The sequence below is a fragment of the Flavobacterium sp. genome, from assembly GCF_028712645.1.
Lineage (GTDB): Bacteria > Bacteroidota > Bacteroidia > Flavobacteriales > Flavobacteriaceae > Flavobacterium.
On the sequence record NZ_JAQTPQ010000009.1, the window covers coordinates 1 to 18,116 of the forward strand.

General features: G+C 28.5%; 23 protein-coding genes, 1 tRNA gene and 1 pseudogene. 10 read left to right on the forward strand and 15 right to left on the reverse strand.

Annotated features, from left to right (window positions below):
- From argS to PHC28_RS01285, 7 genes are all read right to left on the reverse strand, one after another.
- Positions 1-1,336: arginine--tRNA ligase (gene argS, locus PHC28_RS01255; protein WP_300095840.1), on the reverse strand; the 1,336-nt coding region annotated here is incomplete at its 3' end.
- Between the two features lie 24 nt (positions 1,337-1,360).
- The gene (locus PHC28_RS01260) at positions 1,361-1,723 is read right to left on the reverse strand and encodes a hypothetical protein (protein WP_300095844.1); all 363 of its coding nucleotides are present in this window, start codon (positions 1,721-1,723) and stop codon (positions 1,361-1,363) included.
- Between the two features lie 60 nt (positions 1,724-1,783).
- Positions 1,784-2,005, reverse strand: a complete 222-nt coding sequence (locus PHC28_RS01265; RefSeq protein ID WP_300095847.1) for a zinc-ribbon domain-containing protein — start codon at positions 2,003-2,005, stop codon at positions 1,784-1,786.
- Positions 2,006-2,039: 34 nt separating this feature from the next.
- Entirely contained in the window at positions 2,040-3,338 is a 1,299-nt protein-coding gene (locus tag PHC28_RS01270; RefSeq protein ID WP_300095850.1) for an ABC transporter permease, read from the reverse strand.
- Entirely contained in the window at positions 3,302-4,345 is a 1,044-nt protein-coding gene (locus PHC28_RS01275) for a hypothetical protein (RefSeq protein ID WP_300095853.1), read from the reverse strand. The genes PHC28_RS01270 and PHC28_RS01275 overlap by 37 nt, the downstream gene beginning before the upstream one ends.
- A complete protein-coding gene (locus tag PHC28_RS01280; RefSeq protein ID WP_300095856.1) occupies positions 4,342-5,070 on the reverse strand; it encodes an ABC transporter ATP-binding protein in 729 nt (242 codons plus the stop codon). The genes PHC28_RS01275 and PHC28_RS01280 overlap by 4 nt, the downstream gene beginning before the upstream one ends.
- 78 nt (positions 5,071-5,148) lie before the next feature.
- Positions 5,149-5,355, reverse strand: coding sequence for a hypothetical protein (locus tag PHC28_RS01285; RefSeq protein ID WP_300095859.1), 207 nt, complete (start codon positions 5,353-5,355; stop codon positions 5,149-5,151).
- 934 nt (positions 5,356-6,289) lie between these two features.
- Between PHC28_RS01285 and PHC28_RS01290 the strand changes: the two genes are divergently transcribed.
- Entirely contained in the window at positions 6,290-6,559 is a 270-nt protein-coding gene (locus PHC28_RS01290; RefSeq protein WP_300095862.1) for a winged helix-turn-helix domain-containing protein, read from the forward strand.
- 3 nt (positions 6,560-6,562) lie between these two features.
- On the opposite strand, the gene PHC28_RS01295 is transcribed toward PHC28_RS01290, so the two are convergent.
- Positions 6,563-6,636 (reverse strand) — tRNA-Thr (locus tag PHC28_RS01295).
- 52 nt (positions 6,637-6,688) lie between these two features.
- Here PHC28_RS01295 and PHC28_RS01300 point away from each other — a divergent pair.
- The 4 genes and pseudogenes from PHC28_RS01300 (at position 6,689) to PHC28_RS01315 (ending at position 8,562) form a co-directional block, all read left to right on the forward strand.
- A complete protein-coding gene (locus PHC28_RS01300; RefSeq protein ID WP_300095865.1) occupies positions 6,689-7,408 on the forward strand; it encodes a M64 family metallopeptidase in 720 nt (239 codons plus the stop codon).
- A complete protein-coding gene (locus tag PHC28_RS01305) occupies positions 7,395-7,844 on the forward strand; it encodes a hypothetical protein (RefSeq protein WP_300095869.1) in 450 nt (149 codons plus the stop codon). Before PHC28_RS01300 ends, PHC28_RS01305 begins: the two co-directional genes overlap by 14 nt.
- The gene (locus tag PHC28_RS01310) at positions 7,841-8,344 is read left to right on the forward strand and encodes a hypothetical protein (RefSeq protein ID WP_300095874.1); all 504 of its coding nucleotides are present in this window, start codon (positions 7,841-7,843) and stop codon (positions 8,342-8,344) included. The genes PHC28_RS01305 and PHC28_RS01310 overlap by 4 nt, the downstream gene beginning before the upstream one ends.
- A gap of 118 nt (positions 8,345-8,462) precedes the next feature.
- Positions 8,463-8,562, forward strand: a pseudogene (locus PHC28_RS01315).
- 56 nt (positions 8,563-8,618) lie between these two features.
- Here PHC28_RS01315 and PHC28_RS01320 read toward each other — a convergent pair.
- From PHC28_RS01320 to PHC28_RS01330, 3 genes are read right to left on the reverse strand one after another with little or no spacing between them, the layout of a single operon-like run.
- On the reverse strand, positions 8,619-8,810 hold the full coding sequence (locus PHC28_RS01320; protein ID WP_300095876.1) for a hypothetical protein: 192 nt from the start codon (positions 8,808-8,810) through the stop codon (positions 8,619-8,621).
- On the reverse strand, positions 8,807-9,016 hold the full coding sequence (locus PHC28_RS01325) for a hypothetical protein (protein ID WP_300095879.1): 210 nt from the start codon (positions 9,014-9,016) through the stop codon (positions 8,807-8,809). Before PHC28_RS01325 ends, PHC28_RS01320 begins: the two co-directional genes overlap by 4 nt.
- On the reverse strand, positions 9,013-9,201 hold the full coding sequence (locus PHC28_RS01330; RefSeq protein WP_300095882.1) for a hypothetical protein: 189 nt from the start codon (positions 9,199-9,201) through the stop codon (positions 9,013-9,015). Before PHC28_RS01330 ends, PHC28_RS01325 begins: the two co-directional genes overlap by 4 nt.
- A gap of 561 nt (positions 9,202-9,762) precedes the next feature.
- Here PHC28_RS01330 and PHC28_RS18305 point away from each other — a divergent pair.
- From PHC28_RS18305 to PHC28_RS01350, 5 genes are all read left to right on the forward strand, one after another.
- On the forward strand, positions 9,763-10,260 hold the full coding sequence (locus tag PHC28_RS18305; protein ID WP_367277968.1) for a CPBP family glutamic-type intramembrane protease: 498 nt from the start codon (positions 9,763-9,765) through the stop codon (positions 10,258-10,260).
- A gap of 46 nt (positions 10,261-10,306) precedes the next feature.
- Positions 10,307-10,765, forward strand: coding sequence for a hypothetical protein (locus PHC28_RS01335; protein ID WP_300095885.1), 459 nt, complete (start codon positions 10,307-10,309; stop codon positions 10,763-10,765).
- A 64-nt stretch (positions 10,766-10,829) separates the two neighbouring features.
- Positions 10,830-11,273 carry a hypothetical protein gene (locus PHC28_RS01340; RefSeq protein WP_300095888.1) on the forward strand — a complete coding sequence of 148 codons (444 nt, stop codon included), beginning with the start codon at positions 10,830-10,832 and terminating at the stop codon, positions 11,271-11,273.
- Positions 11,274-11,341: 68 nt separating this feature from the next.
- Positions 11,342-11,743: a hypothetical protein gene (locus PHC28_RS01345; RefSeq protein ID WP_300095891.1), complete on the forward strand. Its 402-nt coding sequence runs from the start codon at positions 11,342-11,344 to the stop codon at positions 11,741-11,743.
- Between the two features lie 30 nt (positions 11,744-11,773).
- Positions 11,774-13,942, forward strand: a complete 2,169-nt coding sequence (locus PHC28_RS01350) for an archaeosortase/exosortase family protein (protein WP_300095893.1) — start codon at positions 11,774-11,776, stop codon at positions 13,940-13,942.
- On the opposite strand, the gene PHC28_RS01355 is transcribed toward PHC28_RS01350, so the two are convergent.
- The 4 genes from PHC28_RS01355 to PHC28_RS01370 all read right to left on the reverse strand — a co-directional run bounded on the left by PHC28_RS01355 (position 13,915) and on the right by PHC28_RS01370 (position 17,500).
- A complete protein-coding gene (locus PHC28_RS01355; RefSeq protein WP_300095896.1) occupies positions 13,915-14,121 on the reverse strand; it encodes a hypothetical protein in 207 nt (68 codons plus the stop codon). The genes PHC28_RS01350 and PHC28_RS01355 overlap by 28 nt on opposite strands.
- Position 14,122: 1 nt before the next feature.
- Positions 14,123-14,458, reverse strand: coding sequence for a Fic family protein (locus PHC28_RS01360; RefSeq protein ID WP_300095899.1), 336 nt, complete (start codon positions 14,456-14,458; stop codon positions 14,123-14,125).
- 64 nt (positions 14,459-14,522) lie between these two features.
- Positions 14,523-15,815: a glycosyltransferase family 4 protein gene (locus PHC28_RS01365; RefSeq protein ID WP_300095902.1), complete on the reverse strand. Its 1,293-nt coding sequence runs from the start codon at positions 15,813-15,815 to the stop codon at positions 14,523-14,525.
- Positions 15,812-17,500, reverse strand: a complete 1,689-nt coding sequence (locus PHC28_RS01370; protein WP_300095905.1) for a DUF2206 domain-containing protein — start codon at positions 17,498-17,500, stop codon at positions 15,812-15,814. Before PHC28_RS01370 ends, PHC28_RS01365 begins: the two co-directional genes overlap by 4 nt.
- Between the last annotated feature and the right edge of the window lie 616 nt (positions 17,501-18,116).

Below are 18,116 nucleotides of genomic sequence, written 5' to 3' on the forward strand. Positions count from 1 at the left end.
GAAGATAGGGCCCAGTGTCGCCTTCGAATTCTAAAAATTTTTCAATATCAAAAATAATATCATTTGTTCTATTATTTTTTAAATCTCCGAAAAAAATTGCTGCGAGAGCAATTTTTTTCGCTACGTCGTCTTTATTTTTTAGTTTTGGATTTTTTATTAGAATTGTTTTTTTCGCAAGTTCAATTGTCTCATTTAAAATCTCTTCCATAAAAATAGTTTTTCCGTGTCTTGTTGCAAATTTTTTTCCGTCTTTGTCGAGATATAAACCATGAGAAACATGAACGCAATCTTTTGCCCAAGAATATCCAAGAAGTTCTAAAATTTTAAAAATTTGTTGAAAATGAAGTTTCTGTTCAGCCCCGACTTCGTAAATCATTTTTGAAAATTTATATTTATTAAACCTGTCAATCGCTGCTGTTAAATCTCTTGTAGCATATAAAGTTGCGCCGTCGGTTTTTTGGATTAAGGCAACTCCTAAATTAAATTTTTTTAAATCAATTATAAATGCTCCTTCGCTTTTTACGAGTAAATTTTTATTTTTTAATTCTTGGATGGTATTTTCCATTTTTTTATTATATATCGATTCTCCTGAAATTACATCAAATTTTATGCCAAGAATTTTGTAAATTTTTTCAAAATCTTTTAAACTTAATTCTCGAAACATTTTCCATAATTTTGTTGCTTCTTTGTCGCCATCTTCTAATTTTTTGAACCATTGCCTTGATTCTTCTTCATATTTTTCCTGATTTGCTTTTACATAAATTTCGAGCAGATGTTTTATAGGATTTGCTTTTAATTTTTCTGCACTTCCGAATTTTTTATAGCCGACAATGATTTTGCCGAATTGAGTTCCCCAATCACCCAAATAATTTATTTTAATTGTTTTGTATCCAACTTTTTTATAAATTTCTGAGATTGAATTTCCAATGATTGTTGAGCGAAGATGCCCTATTCCAAATGGTTTTGCAATATTTGGAGAAGACATATCGACGACAATTTTTTTTCCTTTTCCTTCGTTGCTATTTCCAAATTTTTCTTTTTCTTTTAAAATTTTTTTAATTATATTTTCTGCGAGAATTTTTTTATCTATAAAAAAATTTAGATAAGGCCCGATAGATTTTATTTCTGAAATTTCTTTTGGAATATTTTTTTGAATTTGCAGTGCAAGTTCTGATGAAATTACGACGGGATTTTTTTTCAAATCTTTTGCGAGATGAAAACATGGAAAAGAAAAATCACCCATCTCAGAATTTGGCGGAATTTCTATTAAATTTATAATTTCATTTTCTTTTTTATTTAATTCATTTGAAATAATTTTTGCGATAATTTTTTTCATATATTAAAGAGAAAAATAAGAGATTTAAATCTTATGATTTTGCGAGAAAAAATGATACCACCTTTGTTTTGGCTGTTGTTGAACTGGCTGATGTGTGCGCGGTTTTTCAAATTCAAAAACATAACTTGGATTATAAAAAAGTCCCGCGGGACTTGTCTCAATTTGTCCTGCGATATGGGTTTTTAAAATTGCGTTTAATTTTTCTAAATCTTCAGAAGTAAATTCTCCCAAAATTCCGTCGATAGAAACTATTTGCAATCTTGGCGGTTCTTCTAAAGCTCCTGATTTTTTTATTAGTTCACAAATTTTTTGATAATTGCTGTCAATATATTCTTGCAAATTTAAATGAGTTCTTCTTAAATTTTCGATTCTTGTTGAATCTGACATAAAAATAAATAATTTTTTAGTTTTTAACTATTTATATAAATCTAAATATATTTTAAAGAATTATTTTTTTACGAATGAAGTCGGTTGCCCGCACTCAGGACAAAATTTTTCGCTACCTTCTAAAATTTTTCCGCATTTTTCACATTTCGGGGTTGGTTTTGTGACTTCAATTACTGCTTTGTATCCTGATTTTCCTGAAACTAATTTTCCAAATAAATTTGCAATCTCGTCTGAATTCTGAATTTGATTCATTCTGCCCTGGACAGCTGATGCATTTACCATTTTAATTTTTGGAATTAAATATTTTTAAACTTTTTTATTCGTATTTTAATGCGTCGACAGGATTTAATTTTGATGCGCGATATGCAGGAATTGCGCCGGCAATCATTCCGACTAAAATTGAAAATAATAAAACTCCAATGATGAGCCATCCAGAAATTACTGATTCTCCACTTAACATTCCTGTGAGTCCGCCACCACCTGAAGTTGTAATTCCACTTAAAGTGCTAATTGTCGTCGATGCAGAGTAGCCAAGAATTATTCCGCCGATTCCTCCAACTAATCCAATAAGCCCCGAATTAAATAAAAATATATACATAATATCTTTGTTTTTTGTTCCGATTGCTTTCATAATTCCGATGTCGCGGGTTTTTTCTAGAACGGATGTAAACATTGTATTTGCAATTCCGACAGCCCCAACAATTAGAGAAATCGCAGCTATTGCTCCTAAAAAAAGAGTCATTGTGTCCATTGTTTCTTGCATTGTTTCTTGCATTTCTGCTGGAGAAGAAACAGAAAAATCAATATTTTTTTCTTGTAAAATTCCGCGAGCTAACATTAATTTTTCAGTTATATCTTCGACAGTTGCGTCAGATAAATCTACATCTTTGATTTTTACAGAGATAGAACTAAATTCTTTTTCTCCAACATCTTCTAAAATTTCTCTTGCAATATCAATTGGCATGTAAATTGAAGAACCGCTGTCTGTTATTCCTACTACTTTGAAAGAAGTTCCTTCAATAATTATTTTACTATTTATGGTAATTGCATCGTCAAAAGTTCTGCTCACGACATCACCGCCGAGGACAACTGAATAAGAATCACCTTGAACTAAAAATCTTCCTTCTGAAATTTCTTCAGTGGTTATATCTTTCCAGACAGATGCATCGACTCCTGTTATACTTGCACTGGAAGTTTTTCCTGAATAAGTTATGTCACCTTTTCCTGAAACTTGCCCCATTACATACGCGACATTATCAATTGTTTTTAAAACGAGAACGTCTTTTGCTGTTAAATTTTTTGCAGAAACTGAAGAAGTTGATGAAAAAGGGTCACCGCCGCCAAAACCCATTGTTCCTCTTGCCTTTGATGAGCCAGCAGTTATTGTTAAAACATCTGCACCTAAACCACTTAATCTTTCTTCTAATTGTTGTTGTGCTCCTTGACTTATAGAAACAATAGCCACAACTGCAGCGATGCCAATAATAATTCCAATAATTGTTAGCCAGCTTCTTAATTTGCTATGAAAAAAAATATTTATTGCAAGCTGGAAAGATTTTTTCAATCTCATCTTAGAGATTACTTCTTCTCCTTTGCTTTTGAATTCTTTACCCAATCAGGAATTTCTCCCTTGTCGAGATTTTTCTTTTTGAATAAATTTTTTATTTTGGTTTTTATTTTTTCATATAAATTTTTCGATTGTGCAGGATATTTTTTGTAGAGAATAAATCCAATAATTAAAATTATTAAAAGTATTATAAAATTTCTTAAACTAAAAAAAGAAGTTTGTTGCTGTCCTGGAAAACCTGATGGAAAATTTCCTGAAGTTGTTGTAGTAATGTTTCCTGAAGTTGATGAAAATGGTAATTCCATATTTACAACTCTTCTTTCGCCGATGTTGTCAGTATAATAAATATCAAAGCTCAAATTCTTTGTTTGCGATGTTGATTGTGGATTTTCTCTTGATTGAGTCATATTTAGAATTTGAGAAATAGTAAAACTTACAATTGTGTAGTCGCCGCTTTCTAAATTTCCAACCATTTGTCCGTCGGTGCCTGATGCTTGAAAATTTTCCTGTTCTGGAATTCTCACGACGACTGAATTTGCAGTATATTTGCCTACGTTGGCGATTGCGATAGAAACTTCAGAGTCGCTTGATTCTTGGATTACAGCGTCGAATTCTGTTCGTGCGTCTTTTATTGTTATATTAAATTTTGCTGTGAGATAAGTATCTGAATATTTTGTTCCAGGGCCGTAATGAACTTCAATGAGATTTTCGCCGTCGAGTGCGTCTTTGTCTACACGAATTTTGTAAGCAATCATCCAGTCCTGACTGTATTCTGAAGATAAAACGGTTCCTTCTTCGAGAAATCGCCAAGAATCATTTTCATCTAAAGAAAAAGGATATGAAGGAGCTAACTCAAAATATGCGCCGCCGCAATCGCTGTCATAAGCATTGCTAACCTGAAATACAACTTTAATATAACTATCAGGAGTTGCAGGATAAGGGTCTTGATTTACTAAAGTTACATTAAGATTACAAGTATTAATAGTAGTTGCCGCACTTGCTAAAGCTAAACAACTAAATAAAATTAGAGATAATAAAATAAATTGTTTTTTCATTTTCTGTGAGTGTTATGAATTTCTTGTTCTATCATTCCGTCTTTTAGATGAACGACTCTTTTCGCGTAATTTACGAGGTTCAAATCGTGAGTGATTAGAATTACGGTTGTGCCTTGTTCATGCAATTCTCCCAGGAAATCCATTACAAATTTTCCAGTTTTAGAATCCAAATTTCCAGTTGGTTCGTCTGCAAGAATTACTTCCGGTTTATTCGCGAGTGCTCTCGCAATTGCTACTCTTTGCTGTTGTCCTCCTGAGAGTTGAGAGGGTTTATGATTTAATCTTTCTCCTAATCCTAAAGAAGTTAATAATTTTATTGCGCGTTCTCTTGCAAATTTTTCTGGCAAATCAATAATTTCCATTGGCAACATAACATTTTCTAAAGCTGTTAAAGTTGGGAGAAGATTAAATTGCTGAAAAATAAATCCAATGGTTTTTCCGCGCAAAAAAGCGAGAGACGACTCTGACATTTCTGCAATATTTTTATTTTTCAGATAAACTTTTCCGAAAGAAGGGCGGTCTAAAGCTCCGATGATATGAACCATTGTGGATTTTCCGCTTCCAGAAGGTCCAGTAATTGCGACGAATTCATTTTCTTTTATATGAAGATTTATTTCTTTTAGAACTACGAGGGGCTCGGATTTTTCCATATCATATTTTTTCCAAACATTTTCAATTCTAATCAAAGAATTATTTTCGCAAGAATTTTTTTTTGAACCACTCATTTTATTTATTATTTTGTAAATCTTACTTTTAAATAAGATGGATTTTAAATCCACTAAAATTAAAATTCCCGACGGAAATTAATTATTTTTTGAAGTTAAAATTTTTGGATAAGATTTTATTATTGCAAAATAGCTAATGATATGAGCGAGCATTAGAAATAAAGCAATATAACTTGTAATTTTGTGAATACTGCCGTGTCCTCCTCCTATCGCACCTGTTAAGAATGCTGCTAAAAAGAAAATTAGGAGTAATATACTAATTATTGCATTTATTTTTTGAGGCATAAAATTATTTAATTTTTTAATATTTAAATGAGATGGAATTGAAATCTACAAAAATAAAAGTAAAAGCCATCTTATTAACAAACCAGACAAAGCTGAAAAAATTAAAATTCCTAACGATAAAAGCCATAGGTTTCCTTTTTTTGCAAATTTTTCGAATTTCATAATTTTTTTATAATAATAAATTATTTAAATAAAATGGATTTGCAATCCATGGATTTTATAAAAGCTTAAAAACTTGACTTGCTAAGATTAAATATGCCCCCATTTATTGAAAACTTTGCAGCGCTTGGATTTAGCAGTGAAATTATTTATTCATTTATAATTATAGTTTGCAGTTTAATGATTTATTTTGGGACGAAAGAATTATACGAGCTTACTGATTACAAAGGAATTCGGTATTTTAGGACGGCGTTTTTATTTTTTGCGATTGCATATTTTTTTAGAAGTTTTATAAAATTTATTTTAGTTTATTTTGATATTCAAAGAATTTTAGATTTGTCACCGAGGATTTTGGGAGCATTTACTTTGCTAATATTTTTATATTCGAGCTCGATGGCAATTTTTTATTTGCTCCATAGTATAATTTGGAAAAAATGGAATCATAGCAAATTAAAAATTTGTTTATTTAATTTACTCGCGATAATAATTGCAGTTGCAGGAACCTTTTTCGAAGATAATTTAATTTATTTTTCTTTGAATTTTGTTCTTTTATTATTTGCAGGATTTATTTTGTTGATTGCTTACAAAGATTATAAAAATAAAAAAGGAAATCTTTTTGCGATTTATCTTTTGCTTTTCATTTTCTGGATTTTAAATATAATCGATATTTTGCTACCTAAATTTTTTGAGATGTATAATTTAATTATTTATTTGGCGTCGATATCTATTTTTATGGCAATTCTTTACAAAGTTCTTAGAAAGACGGGAAATTAAAATGACAAAAAGAGGCAAACTTGAAATTATGCGGGACATTTTGGAAGTAATTCAGAAAAATAAAAATTTTATTAAACCAACTCCGTTGTTGAGACGCTCGAATCTTTCTTCGATTAGATTTAAAGAATATTATTCTGACTTGCTGGAAAGGGAATTAATTAAAGAAATTAAAGATAAAGAAAATAAAAATATTACTTTGACAGAAAAAGGATTTAAATTTTTAGAAAGATATAAATCAATAATTAATTTTATCGACGAGTTTGATTTGTAATTAAGCCTCTGGAGAGATTTGCACTCCCGACCCTCGCTTTACGAAAGCGATGCTCTGACTGGCTGAGCTACAAAGGCGATATAATTTTAATTATAAGAAAGTTTTTATATATATGCTCTATAATTTTATATGGAACTCGCGAAATATAAATATTTAATTTTTTCTTTGTTGGGATTTTTAGTAATTTCGCTGGGAATTGTTGTTGTGATTTATTATAATCAACCAGAAGTGATTTCAAGCGAGCCATTAACTTGCAACAAAATCTTGGAGAATGGCGACGCTGAAAATAGAATCGACATTGTTTTCTTTTTTGATAATGTTGATGACAGCGAGGCACAGGATTATATAAATTATTTTTTAGGAATTGAACCATTTGAATCAAATAAAGATAAATTTAATTTTTATTCTGTGAATGTTGCACCTGAATGTGAGATTCAAAATGGGATTTTAATTTGTTATTCAAAAAGTTTAGTGAAGTCGAGCGCGGTTTGTCCGAATGATTATTTAATTGTTTTATCAGAACAATCTTCATCTACGAGAAGTTCGGCATATTTGAATTTAATGAGTATAAATACTGCGACTTCAAAAAGTGTTTTGATTCACGAGTTCGGGCATGTTTTTGCAAATCTTGCTGATGAATATGTGCCTTCTACAATTCCGTCTGGAAGTAAAAATTGCGTTTCATCTTGCGACAAATTTAAAAGTGAGATTGATGAATGTAATTTGGGATGTTCGTATGAATCTTATTACAGAAGCATAAATTCAGGAATAATGAGAACTTTGAGCACAACAAATTTTGGAAAATTCGACGAGAAAATCGTTGAGGAGAATTTAGATGAATATAAATAAATATTTAATTTTTTTATTTATTTCGATTTTTTTAATTAATTTAGTTGGTTCTGAATCTAATTTATGTGAGGGAAATTATATTTCGATTGATTTGAGTTACGACGGAAATTTTTCGGTTTTGAATAAGACGCTTGAAAAAGGATGTGTTCCTGACTATAAGCATTTTGCGGGATTTAGATATAGTTATAATTTAACTGGAAAAAATGAAACAATTTATTCTGCAGATTTTAATCCGACATTAATTTTTAGCGACGGGATTTTAGAAAATTTTACTGAAGAAAATATTTCAGGAAGTGTTGGAGAAATGAAAACTGAATTTAGTATTTTTGTGCCGAGCACGAGAGATGCTGAAAATGTTGAATTATACGATGGGGATTTAAAAATTTTGGAAATAAATATTTATGATGTTGGCGCGACTTCGTGCAGAGTTTCATGAAAAATAAAAAGGGTTTGAATGAAGTTATAGTAATTTTGGTGATTGTAGTTTTGTCTCTTGCTGCTGCGTTTTTGCTTTATTATAATTTGAGAAATATTACAGATGAACAATTTGGCGACGAGGTTAGCTGTTTTGATAATTTTGCAATTACTCAAAGTGTTTTTATAAAAGAAGCTTGTTATTTGAATTCTGGAGAAATTGTTGTAGAAGTTGAAAGAAAATCTGATGCTTTAAGTTTAATTGATTTGAGGTTTGTTTTTTTTGGGGATAATTCTACTAAATGGAAAATTGTGGAAAAAAAATGTTCTGATGTGCGAACGCTTTCGACGAAATACGGCGGTTATTGTTCTATTCCAAATCAGGACTCTGAAATAAATTATGTTTTTAATGTTTCAGATTTGGAGAAAAAAAATCAGGTGAAATTAGTAATCACAGAATTTTCTGACAGCGAGGAATTAAGTTGTTTAGTTGATACGAGAACGATTAAAGAAAGGTGTTAAACAAAAGGTTTTTTAAATTGCTATTTCTAATAAAACTATGCAAAAATTCCGCGGAATTTTTGTCGTATACTCGCGACCCAATCTGTTATTATATAAATTTGTCAGATGAAGTCGCTCAGCGGGGGTGTCGGAGTGGTCAAACGAGCAGGACTTAAGTATAAAAAATTAAGATATCCTGTGGCTTAGTGCCTGCGAAGGTTCAAATCCTTCCTCCCGCATTCATACTTCTTGGTATATTAGAGTGATGTCTGTTCGGTAGGATTTGAAGGGTTATTTACCAATCAATAAATTCTCTAAGAACTTTTAAGAATAGATACGCCAGTCCAATAAAGAGCAATATTGCTCCCATAAAAATAAATTGAACTGACATCTGCTTGGCAATTTCAGTACCCAAAGCTGAAAGAATTAATATTCCTGATATCAAAATAAAAATGGACTTAATTATGTCTGCAATATAATCTGTCATCTTCTTCTCCTAGGAGGATTATTTCCTTCCCTAAACACTGCTCCAAGCAATCCCCCACCAAAAAGTCCCATAAATATACCCATTATTGAATAGAATCCTGATAAATCAGACATACTTACATTTTTTAAAAGTGCAACAATTGTAACCAATCCTGTTAGTATAATAGAAATTGCTAATAACCAAAATACAATGTTAGCAGGTTTCATATTGATGTATTTTCCTCTCTCATTTTCAAAAAAAGAAAAATAAGCAAAATGATAATCACCAGTCCAATTGCAATGCCAACAATTAATAAAACCGATTGCAGAACATAAATAGCTATAGCAGGAAAAACAATTGCTAGAGTGATAAACAATACAATTAAAACTGCCCAATCATTCTTTTGAGTCATATTTCTAGATAGTTTACTATTATTTATATTTTTCTAACCCTTGTGACTTAATACCAACCTCTTTTTAAGGAATCTATGGAATCAATAGACGCTGATAAGATCTTACTAAAACTAAAAGAATATAAACCCTAAAAAAATTAATGGATTAGAGGTGTTGCTCGTAGCGGGCGAGTTGAAATAAGCCCTTAAAATGATAAATTTACAAAACACCCCTGAAATTTCGCAGATATTTTTGACAGTTTTATTAATTTTTTATTTGATTTTAGTTGAACTTGGAAATCATAAATTAAAAAAATCTTTGTTGCCTTTTGTAATTGGTGCGATGATTATTTTTGCGATTGTTGCGATTACAAGTGTAATTTCAATTTATCTGAAAATAAAATGATTCTTTTATATCTAATAACTGCGTCGATAATTTTGTCAGAGATAATTATTCGATTTAATCAAACTGCAGGATTTATTTTATACTCAATTCTCGTCGCTGGAATTTTGATTTCGCTGTCTAAAATTGAAGAACTTAATGATTATGGAAAGTTGGCGATTGCACTTATGATTTTGCCGATGTTAAGAATTTTTGAAATTTTTATTCCTTTTAATTTTTTTTGGAGAACTTTAATATTTTATTATTTGCTTTTTTTTCTTGCGAATTTTTATTTATTTAAATTTAAAATTAATCCAGGATATACTAAAAAATTTATTTTTCTTTTGCCGTTGGGAATTTTGTTTGGAATTTCTACGGGATTTTTAGGAAATTATTTTTTTGAAATTACTAAAAATTCAAGTTTATTATTTATTTTTCCGATTATGGTTTTTGCAGAGGAGTTGTTATTTAGGGGATTAATTCAGAATTTAATTAAAAAAAGTTATGGAAGATTTTTGGCGATTATATTTGCGGCTTTAATTTACGGAATTTTTTGTATGGGTTTTGGATTCAAAATTGCTGTTTTCTTTTTTGCAATTAATTTTATGATTTGTTTGGTTTATGATTTTAGTGAAAATATTTTTTTGACTTTTGTTATAAATTTAATCTTTAATTTGTTTTTATTTGTATTAATTTGATATAGAATTATTTATAAATTGCAATTCATTTAATTATGAGAGAAAAATGAAAAAGATTTTGCTCTTGGCGATTTTGTCTATTTTATTTATTTCTGAATTTAGTTTTGTGAGTGCGTTGCATTTTGAAAATAAAGTTGAAGTTATCAGCGGGACTATTTATCAAAATAATAATTTTCTCGACGTCGTTGTTGGCGCGAATGTTAGTGTGACTTGCAGAAATATGACTTTGAATACTTTGAGTAAATCAAATGGCAAATATTCAGTTAATTTTTCAAATAAAGATTGTGGTTGCGATGATGAAGTTTTAGTTTTTGCGAGTAAAGATGGTATAATTGGAAGTGCAATTGGTTATCAAATTAATTTATGCGATTGGGTAGATGTTCCAGAAGTGAAAGTGGATGTAGAAATATTTAGTGCCCCTCTAATTCCTGAGTTTGGATTGATTGCAGGATTTGTGACTCTTTTATGTTCTATAATTATTTTTCTTGTTTTAAGATGCAAATAATTATTTATTTTTAGTAGTGAAATATTTATAGAAATCTATTTAAAGGGGAAAATTATATTTTGATATGAAAAAAGAAATTTTAGTGGGGGTTTTTGCATTGTTAGTTTTTTCTATGATAGGAATTGCTAGTGCTAAAACTTTAGTTGCTGGAAAAATCTATAACGCAGAGTTTACAGACATTGTAGAAAATGCTATTGTGGACGTTAGTTGTACACATAACAGCATAACTACAACAAATTCCGTAACAAGTAATTCTGATGGAGCATATAGTATTGTATTCGCAGAAAATGATTGCGATATTAATGATGCTTTATCAGTTCACGCCTTAAAAGAAGGAGTTGGTGAAAATACTGTTTCGGGAATTGTAAGTATAGATAAAGAAGTTATAGGTTTGGATGTCAATATCGGCGTTGTCAATGTGCCATTGATTCCTGAGTTTGGATTGATTGCAGGATTGATAACTGTTATTGGTGCTACAGCTGTTTTCTTTGTTGTTCGAAGAAAGTAAACCCCAAATTAAAAAGAAATTTTATTTATTTTAAATAGATTTTTATAGTTATATTTTTTATTTTTATTATGGGAGGACTACTTACTCATCTGGCAATTGCTTCTTTTGGAGCAGGAATTTTTTGGTTGATTTTGAAAAGATATTATTATGGTTTGGCCTTTTTTGTTGGACATTTAATTCCGGACTTACTTGATTTTGGGATTACTGCTATAATAAAAAAATCTCTAAGTCCTGCTGTAATTATGACGAGCCCGTATTTTCGTCCGTTGGCTTTATTTGGGCATACTTTTTCAAATTGGCTAATCATTGCAGTGATTTTGCTGGCAATAATTTTTTTACTGTATAAATTTAAGAAAATTTCAAAGTCGAAATTTTCTGCAATAATTATTTCAGTTATTTTGGTTCTATCTGGAATTATTGTTCATCTTATTATTGATAAATTTGTTATAGAAAGAAGTTATTGGATATAAATTTAAATATCTTCGAGAAATTGATAAATCATGAAATTTGGGAAAGGGTTTAAGCAATTTATTTTAAAAACAGGAATTTTTATAACTTTATTTATTGCATTTTCTTTTTTAATTGGAAAAAATCTTTATTCTGAAAAATTACTTAATGATTTTGGGATTTATTTTTATGGAAGAGTTGGATATATTTTGCTGTTTTCGATTGCCGGATTTATTCTTTTGTATAGAGAAAAGCTTTTAGAATTAAATGATTATAAATTTAGATTTGGAGATTTTAGTTTTATTATTCTTTCATTTATTTTTTTTATTTTATTTTACCTAATTGAAATTAATATTAGTGATTTGCCGTCGGGTTTGTGGTTTATTTTTCTTGTGCATCTTGTCGGCGTGGGAATATTTTTATTTTTAGGATTGGGAATTTATGGAATTGAGTTTGTAAAAAATTTCTCAAAAAATTTCAAAAAAGAAATTTTTTACTTTTTGATTTTTGGAGTTGTGATGGCGAGTTTGATGAATTTTGTCTGGAGTTTATGGAGTTATTCGAGCGAGGCAGTTTTGAAAATTATTTCTTTTGTTCTTTCTGTTTTTAAAATTAATTTTAATATTATTGAACCAAGGACTTTATTTGTGAATGGGTTTGGGGCAAGAATTGAAGAGGCGTGTTCTGGAATTTATTCTATTTTTCTTTTTTCTGCTTTGTATTTATTTATTATTTTGCTTGATTGGAAGAAGATAAATAAGAAAAAGGCAATTTTATTATTTGTTCCTGCAATTGCTGGGGCTTTTTTTGTGAATGTTTTGAGAGTTTTGATTTTATTTATTTTAGGGGGATTTATTTCTAAAAATTTGGCATTAGGATTATATCATTCTTATACTGGAATGATTTTTTTTCTGATTTATTTTTCTATTTTTTGGATTTTATTTTATAAGTGGATGAAAGATGAGCAAGGATTTTGGAATAAATTTGTTAAAGATTCTTTGTATAAAAATTCTATTTTTTTGATGCTTGGGACTTTTATTATGGCGGCAACAGGATTTTTTTTCTGGATGATTTGCGCGAGATTGTTTAATGCTGAAAATGTAGGTTTAGCTACGACGATTATTTCCGCAATGGGGCTTATCACTTCATTCTCTCTTTTGGGATTGAATTCTGGATTAATAAAATTTTTAGGAAAATCAGAAAGGAAAAATGATAAAATAAATACTTGTTTTACAATTGTTGCTATTGTTACGATTATAGTTTCTTCAATATTTTTATTGTTAATAAATGATTTTTCTCCGAGATTATTTTTTATAAAGCATAATTTGGTTTTGAGTTTGATTTTTATCCTTTTTATGATTTTTGCGAGTTGGTCTTCGCTGATTGAAGGAATTTTTATTGCTTATAGAAGCAGTAAGTATAATTTAATAAAAAATTCCATATTCGGATTTTCGAGATTAGTTTTTCCATTTCTTTTTGTGAGTTTGGGTGCTTATGGAATTTTTTCGTCGTGGGTTGTTGCTCTGATAATTGGGTTTTTAGTTAGTGTTTTTATTTTAATTTATAGATTTAATTATAAAATAAAAATAGTTTTTTATGATTCAATTATTAAAAAAATTGGAAGATATAGTTTTGAAAATTATGTTGCAGGATTTATTTCGGTATTGCCCGCTTTGATTTTGCCGCTGATTATCTTATTGATATTAAAACCAGAATTTTCTGCTTATTATTATATTGCTATGATGATTGCAAATTTATTATTTGCAATTCCCACTGCGACTTCAAATAGTTTGTTTGCTGAAGGAAGTAATAATGAAAAAGATATGCGAGAACACTTGAAGAAAGCTGTAAAAATTATTTCTTTGCTTTTAATTCCTTCAATAATTATTATTTTCTTTTTTGGAAAATATATTCTTTTATTTTTTGGAGAAGATTATTCTTCTGAGGGTTTTGGATTTTTGCGATTGCTTTCTGTTTCTGGAATTTTTATTGCTGTGAATTCTGTTTTCTCGTCGGTGTTTCGAATTAAGAATAAAGTTAAAAGTATAATTATAAATAATATTGTTGGTGCTTTTTTTATGATTGGATTAAGTTATTTATTTTTGACAATTGGATTTGGTTTGGTTGGAATTGGTTATGCATGGGTGATTGGGAGTTTTGTTGTTTCTATTTTTTATTTTTTCGAAAGTTTGAGTTACTTAAAACAATCTTCTACTATTTGAGAAATCGGTTTTCCGGTTTTGGCTTTTATTTCTTTTAATTTGTTAATAGTTCTAACGGATAAAGTCAAATCTATTCTTTTTCTGTCAAAAGGAAGTTGTCTTGTTTTGTCATAATTCTCAAGAGCTTCAAACATTTCTTTATATTTTTCTAGTATATAATTTATTTTTTTTTGTTCCATTTTATTTGATACAGGTTTTTATTCTGTCTGCGATATTTCTTATTTCAGTGATATTATTTTTTGCAATTGAAGTTATCTGATGCAACAATAATTCTCTATCTACTTGCTTTTTATTTTCTTCTGCAAAATCCAAGCAAAAAAACATTGCAGTTCTTTTATTTCCATCTGAAAAAGGATGATCAACTAGAATTGCTCTTAGAAGATAAGCCAATTTATTATATTTTCCGAACTTATTATTACTTTGAATATCTAAGGCATAATCTAAACTTGAATCATTACGTAAATTCCCGCCAAATCCTTTATTTATTCTGAGTAAATCCTCCTTACATATATTCATACACATAAATAAACGCGATACTTATTTAAATCTTTCGATTTGAAAAATAAAAATCCGAGCTTATTCAATTATTCTTGCGAGGATTTTTTGGTTTTTGGAGGGTTTTGTAGAGGGATAGGATGGTTCTTGAGTATTTTTCCCAAGAAAAATATTTTGCCCTTTTTAATGCTCTTTTTTTAAGAGAAATTTTATATTTTTTATTAGATAATACTGATTTATAAACATTTTCTATTTCATCAATGTAAAAATTAATATTAAACTTACTTTCTGCAGTTATTCTTGCCTGATTGCCCATTTTTTGTAGAAGTTTGCGGTTTGACAAAAGTTCTATAACTCTTTCAGTTATTTGATTTGCATTTCCAGGATCAACCAAATATCCGGTTTTTTTATCTTTAAGCCATTCTGGAATGCCCCCAACATTACTTGCTATAATAGGTCTACCAGCACTCATTGCTTCAATTCCAACTAAAGAAAAAGATTCTGGGCCTATTGATGGAATAATTACTATTGTAGAACGTTTATAAAATTTAGTAATTGTTTCGTGATTAATTTTTCCAAAGAATTTAATATGCTTACCCAACTTTAAATCATTTGTTAACCTTAATAATGATTTTTTTTGTGCACCATCACCTATAATACTCAAATGAGTATCTGGAAAAACACAAATAATTTTTTGAATTGCACGAATTAATATCTCTGCCCCTTTTTCTTTTTCCAATCTGCCAACATATAACAATTTATTCCATTGATTTATCTTAGAACTATTTAAAAGATGAATTTTATTGTGTATCACTTTAATTTTTTTAAGCCCGGTTTCATAAAATTGCTTTGCAATATAATTACTTACTGCAATATAGCAGTCAATATTATCTAATCTTTTGTATAAAAAATTCTTTAAAGCATAATATGGAAATTTCAAACCTAAACAAGAAATACATTTTACTCCAAAATTGCAATTGCAAATATTAAGTGATTTAAATTTATCAAGTGGGCAGAGATAAGTAAGACCATGTAAAGTGATTACTTTTGGAATGTTCCTCAAACAAAGTAAAACTGAAGGAGAAGTTTGACCAAAAATATAGTTAAGATGTACTATATCTGGTTTGAACTTCTTGCATATTTCCTTAACCGCAAAATATGAATAAGGATTAAAAAGTGAAAAAAGTGCACCTAAAAAAGATTTTGTATTAAATCCCTTAAAAGTATAATCACTAAAAGATTTATTATGAACATCAAGATTACTAGAAATAATTTTTACAATATGCCCTCGAAATTTTAAATTTTTTTTGAGTTCTGATAAATATATCTGCGATCCTCCAGAATTAATTCCTTTATCATTTATTAAAAGTATTCTCATTTGAATATCTCAGAACCCTCGTTATTATAAATTTTATTTTTATTTTCGTTTAGAAATTCGGTTGGAAAATTGTAAGGAACAACCAGATTATTTGGAAATAAATAAGCCTTATTTTTGAGAATATTTGTTTTATCTGAATAAACATAAGCACCAGGAGACACTGTTGAAGGGAGTATTCCTTGAAATACCCTATAATTTAATGAAGTAGAACTAACTTGAAATCTGCGCATATCATAATTATTAACAAATAATATATCTTTATTATTTTCATTCAAAATAAACCAATTTATAGCAGTATTCTTCTCGTTATAAGTATACCACATATTATATTTATCACCAATGTTATTTAACTGCAAATTGGGGGCCTGGCCACCTATTATTTGTGCTAAAAATCCCGAACTATATAAAAAATAAACAATAAAAATGGTCGTTATAACAAAATAGATTCTATTTTTTGATATAAACTTTAAAAAAAACAAAAATCCCAAAATTAAAAAAGAAGATAACAAGATAATCATTTGATAAAAAAATCGCATTGGATCATAAGTGGAGTTAACAAAAGGCAATAGTTTTATTAATACTAAAAATAAAGTACTAATAATAACCATAATCAGACGTTCAATATTATTCTTTTTAATTTTAAAAAATAAAAAATAAAACCCCCCCATAATAATTAAAATTTGTATTAAAATTTTGAGAATTTTGTAAAAACCAAATATATTTATAAAACCAATACTTATTTTATATGATAAAATCTCAGGATTAATTGCTCTGCTGTAATATTCTTTAATTTTAATATTATCATATAATTTAATCTTATAAAGAGTATTATACTTAATATTTAATTCATAGGTATAATTTTGCAAGAGATCATTATAAGAAGATATTTGTCCCATATTATTTTCCTCTTGAAAGATATTATTTATCTGTTTGATACTGCTTTCTGCAACATTAACAAGTCCAGAGGATGTTTGAGTTATTTGAGACAACCATAAAAAACCAAAAAGTAAGATAAGCAAAGTCAATTCGATTGTGAGACAAAATCGGCTGCGGATTTTTTTTATTTTGCCTTTTCCTATTTCCATATTTTTAAACTTTCTCCAAATAAAAGAAGAGATATAAGTCAAAATAAAAAAAGTAATGGCAATATAAGAAGTGGAATAATGCGAAACAATCATCGAAAATCCAAAGAGTATAAATAAAATTTTTATTGAGTTGAAAAATAAATCGTTTGTCAATAAAATTAGGATCATTAAACTAAAAAAAATAAAAGCAATTTCTTGACGAATATGCATTGGTGAACTTTCAATAAACCCTTCAAAAATAATGACAAAAAATACTGACAAAAAAGTTAAAATTTTATCGATTAAATATTTTTTTGATATTAAAAAAATTATGATGGGGAAAATACTATAAATTATTTGATTAAATATTTTGAAGATATAATCTCCTTGAATTTTTAAAAAGTTATTTAAAACGTTTGGCAGAATAGTAATGCTTAAACAAGAGTTATATGCGTCTTTAAAATTAGCCAAATTCCAAATATATTTTATACTAGTTAATTGAAATAATTGATTTTCAGTAATAATATCCCCGCCACTAACATACCAACTTCTCATAGAGAACATCAACAATAAACTCAACCCAATCATCCATAAAGCCCATGGATAAATATTTTCATTCAACTTTTTTCTGAAAACTACGACGATAAAAACATAGACAGCAATTGCTCCGAGCATAATCATTGTAAGGTAATTTGGACCGAAATTATTTAGAATAAAAGCTCCGAGAACTGCCATGAACGGAAAAAAAATCGGGACTATGAAAAAAATTCTGTTTAATAAGTCCAATTTTGGAAATGTTAATTGAAAATTTAAGTCCTTATTTCTTTTGTAAGCAAAGAGCATAAAAATTAAAAAGAAAAGATCAAACGAAATTAAAATTGGATAAAGTGAAAGTGGTTTGTCGGTTATGTGAAAAAAAGGAAGAGTCCAGTTTACAAAAAGTCCTGCGAACATAATAAAAGAAACAGATAATCCTACGACATAAACCAAATATTCCCAAAAATTTAATTTTCTAATTTTTAACATTAACATAATTAATAATCCTGGAATTGTAATTATAAAAATAAAAGAAAGAATTGCTCGAATATAAAAAATTTGTAAATCGAGAATTAAAAAAATATTTATTAGTAAAAGAAAACTAAAAAGAAAAATAAATAAATATTTTCTTGTAACACTAAATAATTTTATACTTTCAAATTTTTTTGTTTCTTCTTCTTGCAAATCTTTTTCTATGTCG

What these genes read in the sequence shown, in the direction of transcription:
- PHC28_RS01310 (WP_300095874.1), top strand. Translation starts at nt 7,841, where the DNA reads ATGAAAAATAAAAAGGGTTTGAATGAAGTTATAGTAATTTTGGTGATT.
- PHC28_RS01265 (WP_300095847.1), bottom strand. Translation starts at nt 2,005, where the DNA reads ATGGTAAATGCATCAGCTGTCCAGGGCAGAATGAATCAAATTCAGAAT.
- PHC28_RS18305 (WP_367277968.1), top strand. Translation starts at nt 9,763, where the DNA reads ATGTTAAGAATTTTTGAAATTTTTATTCCTTTTAATTTTTTTTGGAGA.
- PHC28_RS01345 (WP_300095891.1), top strand. Translation starts at nt 11,342, where the DNA reads ATGGGAGGACTACTTACTCATCTGGCAATTGCTTCTTTTGGAGCAGGA.
- PHC28_RS01340 (WP_300095888.1), top strand. Translation starts at nt 10,830, where the DNA reads ATGAAAAAAGAAATTTTAGTGGGGGTTTTTGCATTGTTAGTTTTTTCT.
- PHC28_RS01280 (WP_300095856.1), bottom strand. Translation starts at nt 5,070, where the DNA reads ATGAGTGGTTCAAAAAAAAATTCTTGCGAAAATAATTCTTTGATTAGA.
- PHC28_RS01355 (WP_300095896.1), bottom strand. Translation starts at nt 14,121, where the DNA reads ATGGAACAAAAAAAAATAAATTATATACTAGAAAAATATAAAGAAATG.
- PHC28_RS01330 (WP_300095882.1), bottom strand. Translation starts at nt 9,201, where the DNA reads ATGACTCAAAAGAATGATTGGGCAGTTTTAATTGTATTGTTTATCACT.
- PHC28_RS01350 (WP_300095893.1), top strand. Translation starts at nt 11,774, where the DNA reads ATGAAATTTGGGAAAGGGTTTAAGCAATTTATTTTAAAAACAGGAATT.
- PHC28_RS01325 (WP_300095879.1), bottom strand. Translation starts at nt 9,016, where the DNA reads ATGAAACCTGCTAACATTGTATTTTGGTTATTAGCAATTTCTATTATA.
- PHC28_RS01260 (WP_300095844.1), bottom strand. Translation starts at nt 1,723, where the DNA reads ATGTCAGATTCAACAAGAATCGAAAATTTAAGAAGAACTCATTTAAAT.
- PHC28_RS01360 (WP_300095899.1), bottom strand. Translation starts at nt 14,458, where the DNA reads ATGAATATATGTAAGGAGGATTTACTCAGAATAAATAAAGGATTTGGC.
- PHC28_RS01300 (WP_300095865.1), top strand. Translation starts at nt 6,689, where the DNA reads ATGGAACTCGCGAAATATAAATATTTAATTTTTTCTTTGTTGGGATTT.
- PHC28_RS01365 (WP_300095902.1), bottom strand. Translation starts at nt 15,815, where the DNA reads ATGAGAATACTTTTAATAAATGATAAAGGAATTAATTCTGGAGGATCG.
- PHC28_RS01335 (WP_300095885.1), top strand. Translation starts at nt 10,307, where the DNA reads ATGAAAAAGATTTTGCTCTTGGCGATTTTGTCTATTTTATTTATTTCT.
- PHC28_RS01275 (WP_300095853.1), bottom strand. Translation starts at nt 4,345, where the DNA reads ATGAAAAAACAATTTATTTTATTATCTCTAATTTTATTTAGTTGTTTA.
- PHC28_RS01320 (WP_300095876.1), bottom strand. Translation starts at nt 8,810, where the DNA reads ATGACAGATTATATTGCAGACATAATTAAGTCCATTTTTATTTTGATA.
- PHC28_RS01290 (WP_300095862.1), top strand. Translation starts at nt 6,290, where the DNA reads ATGACAAAAAGAGGCAAACTTGAAATTATGCGGGACATTTTGGAAGTA.
- PHC28_RS01305 (WP_300095869.1), top strand. Translation starts at nt 7,395, where the DNA reads ATGAATATAAATAAATATTTAATTTTTTTATTTATTTCGATTTTTTTA.
- PHC28_RS01285 (WP_300095859.1), bottom strand. Translation starts at nt 5,355, where the DNA reads ATGCCTCAAAAAATAAATGCAATAATTAGTATATTACTCCTAATTTTC.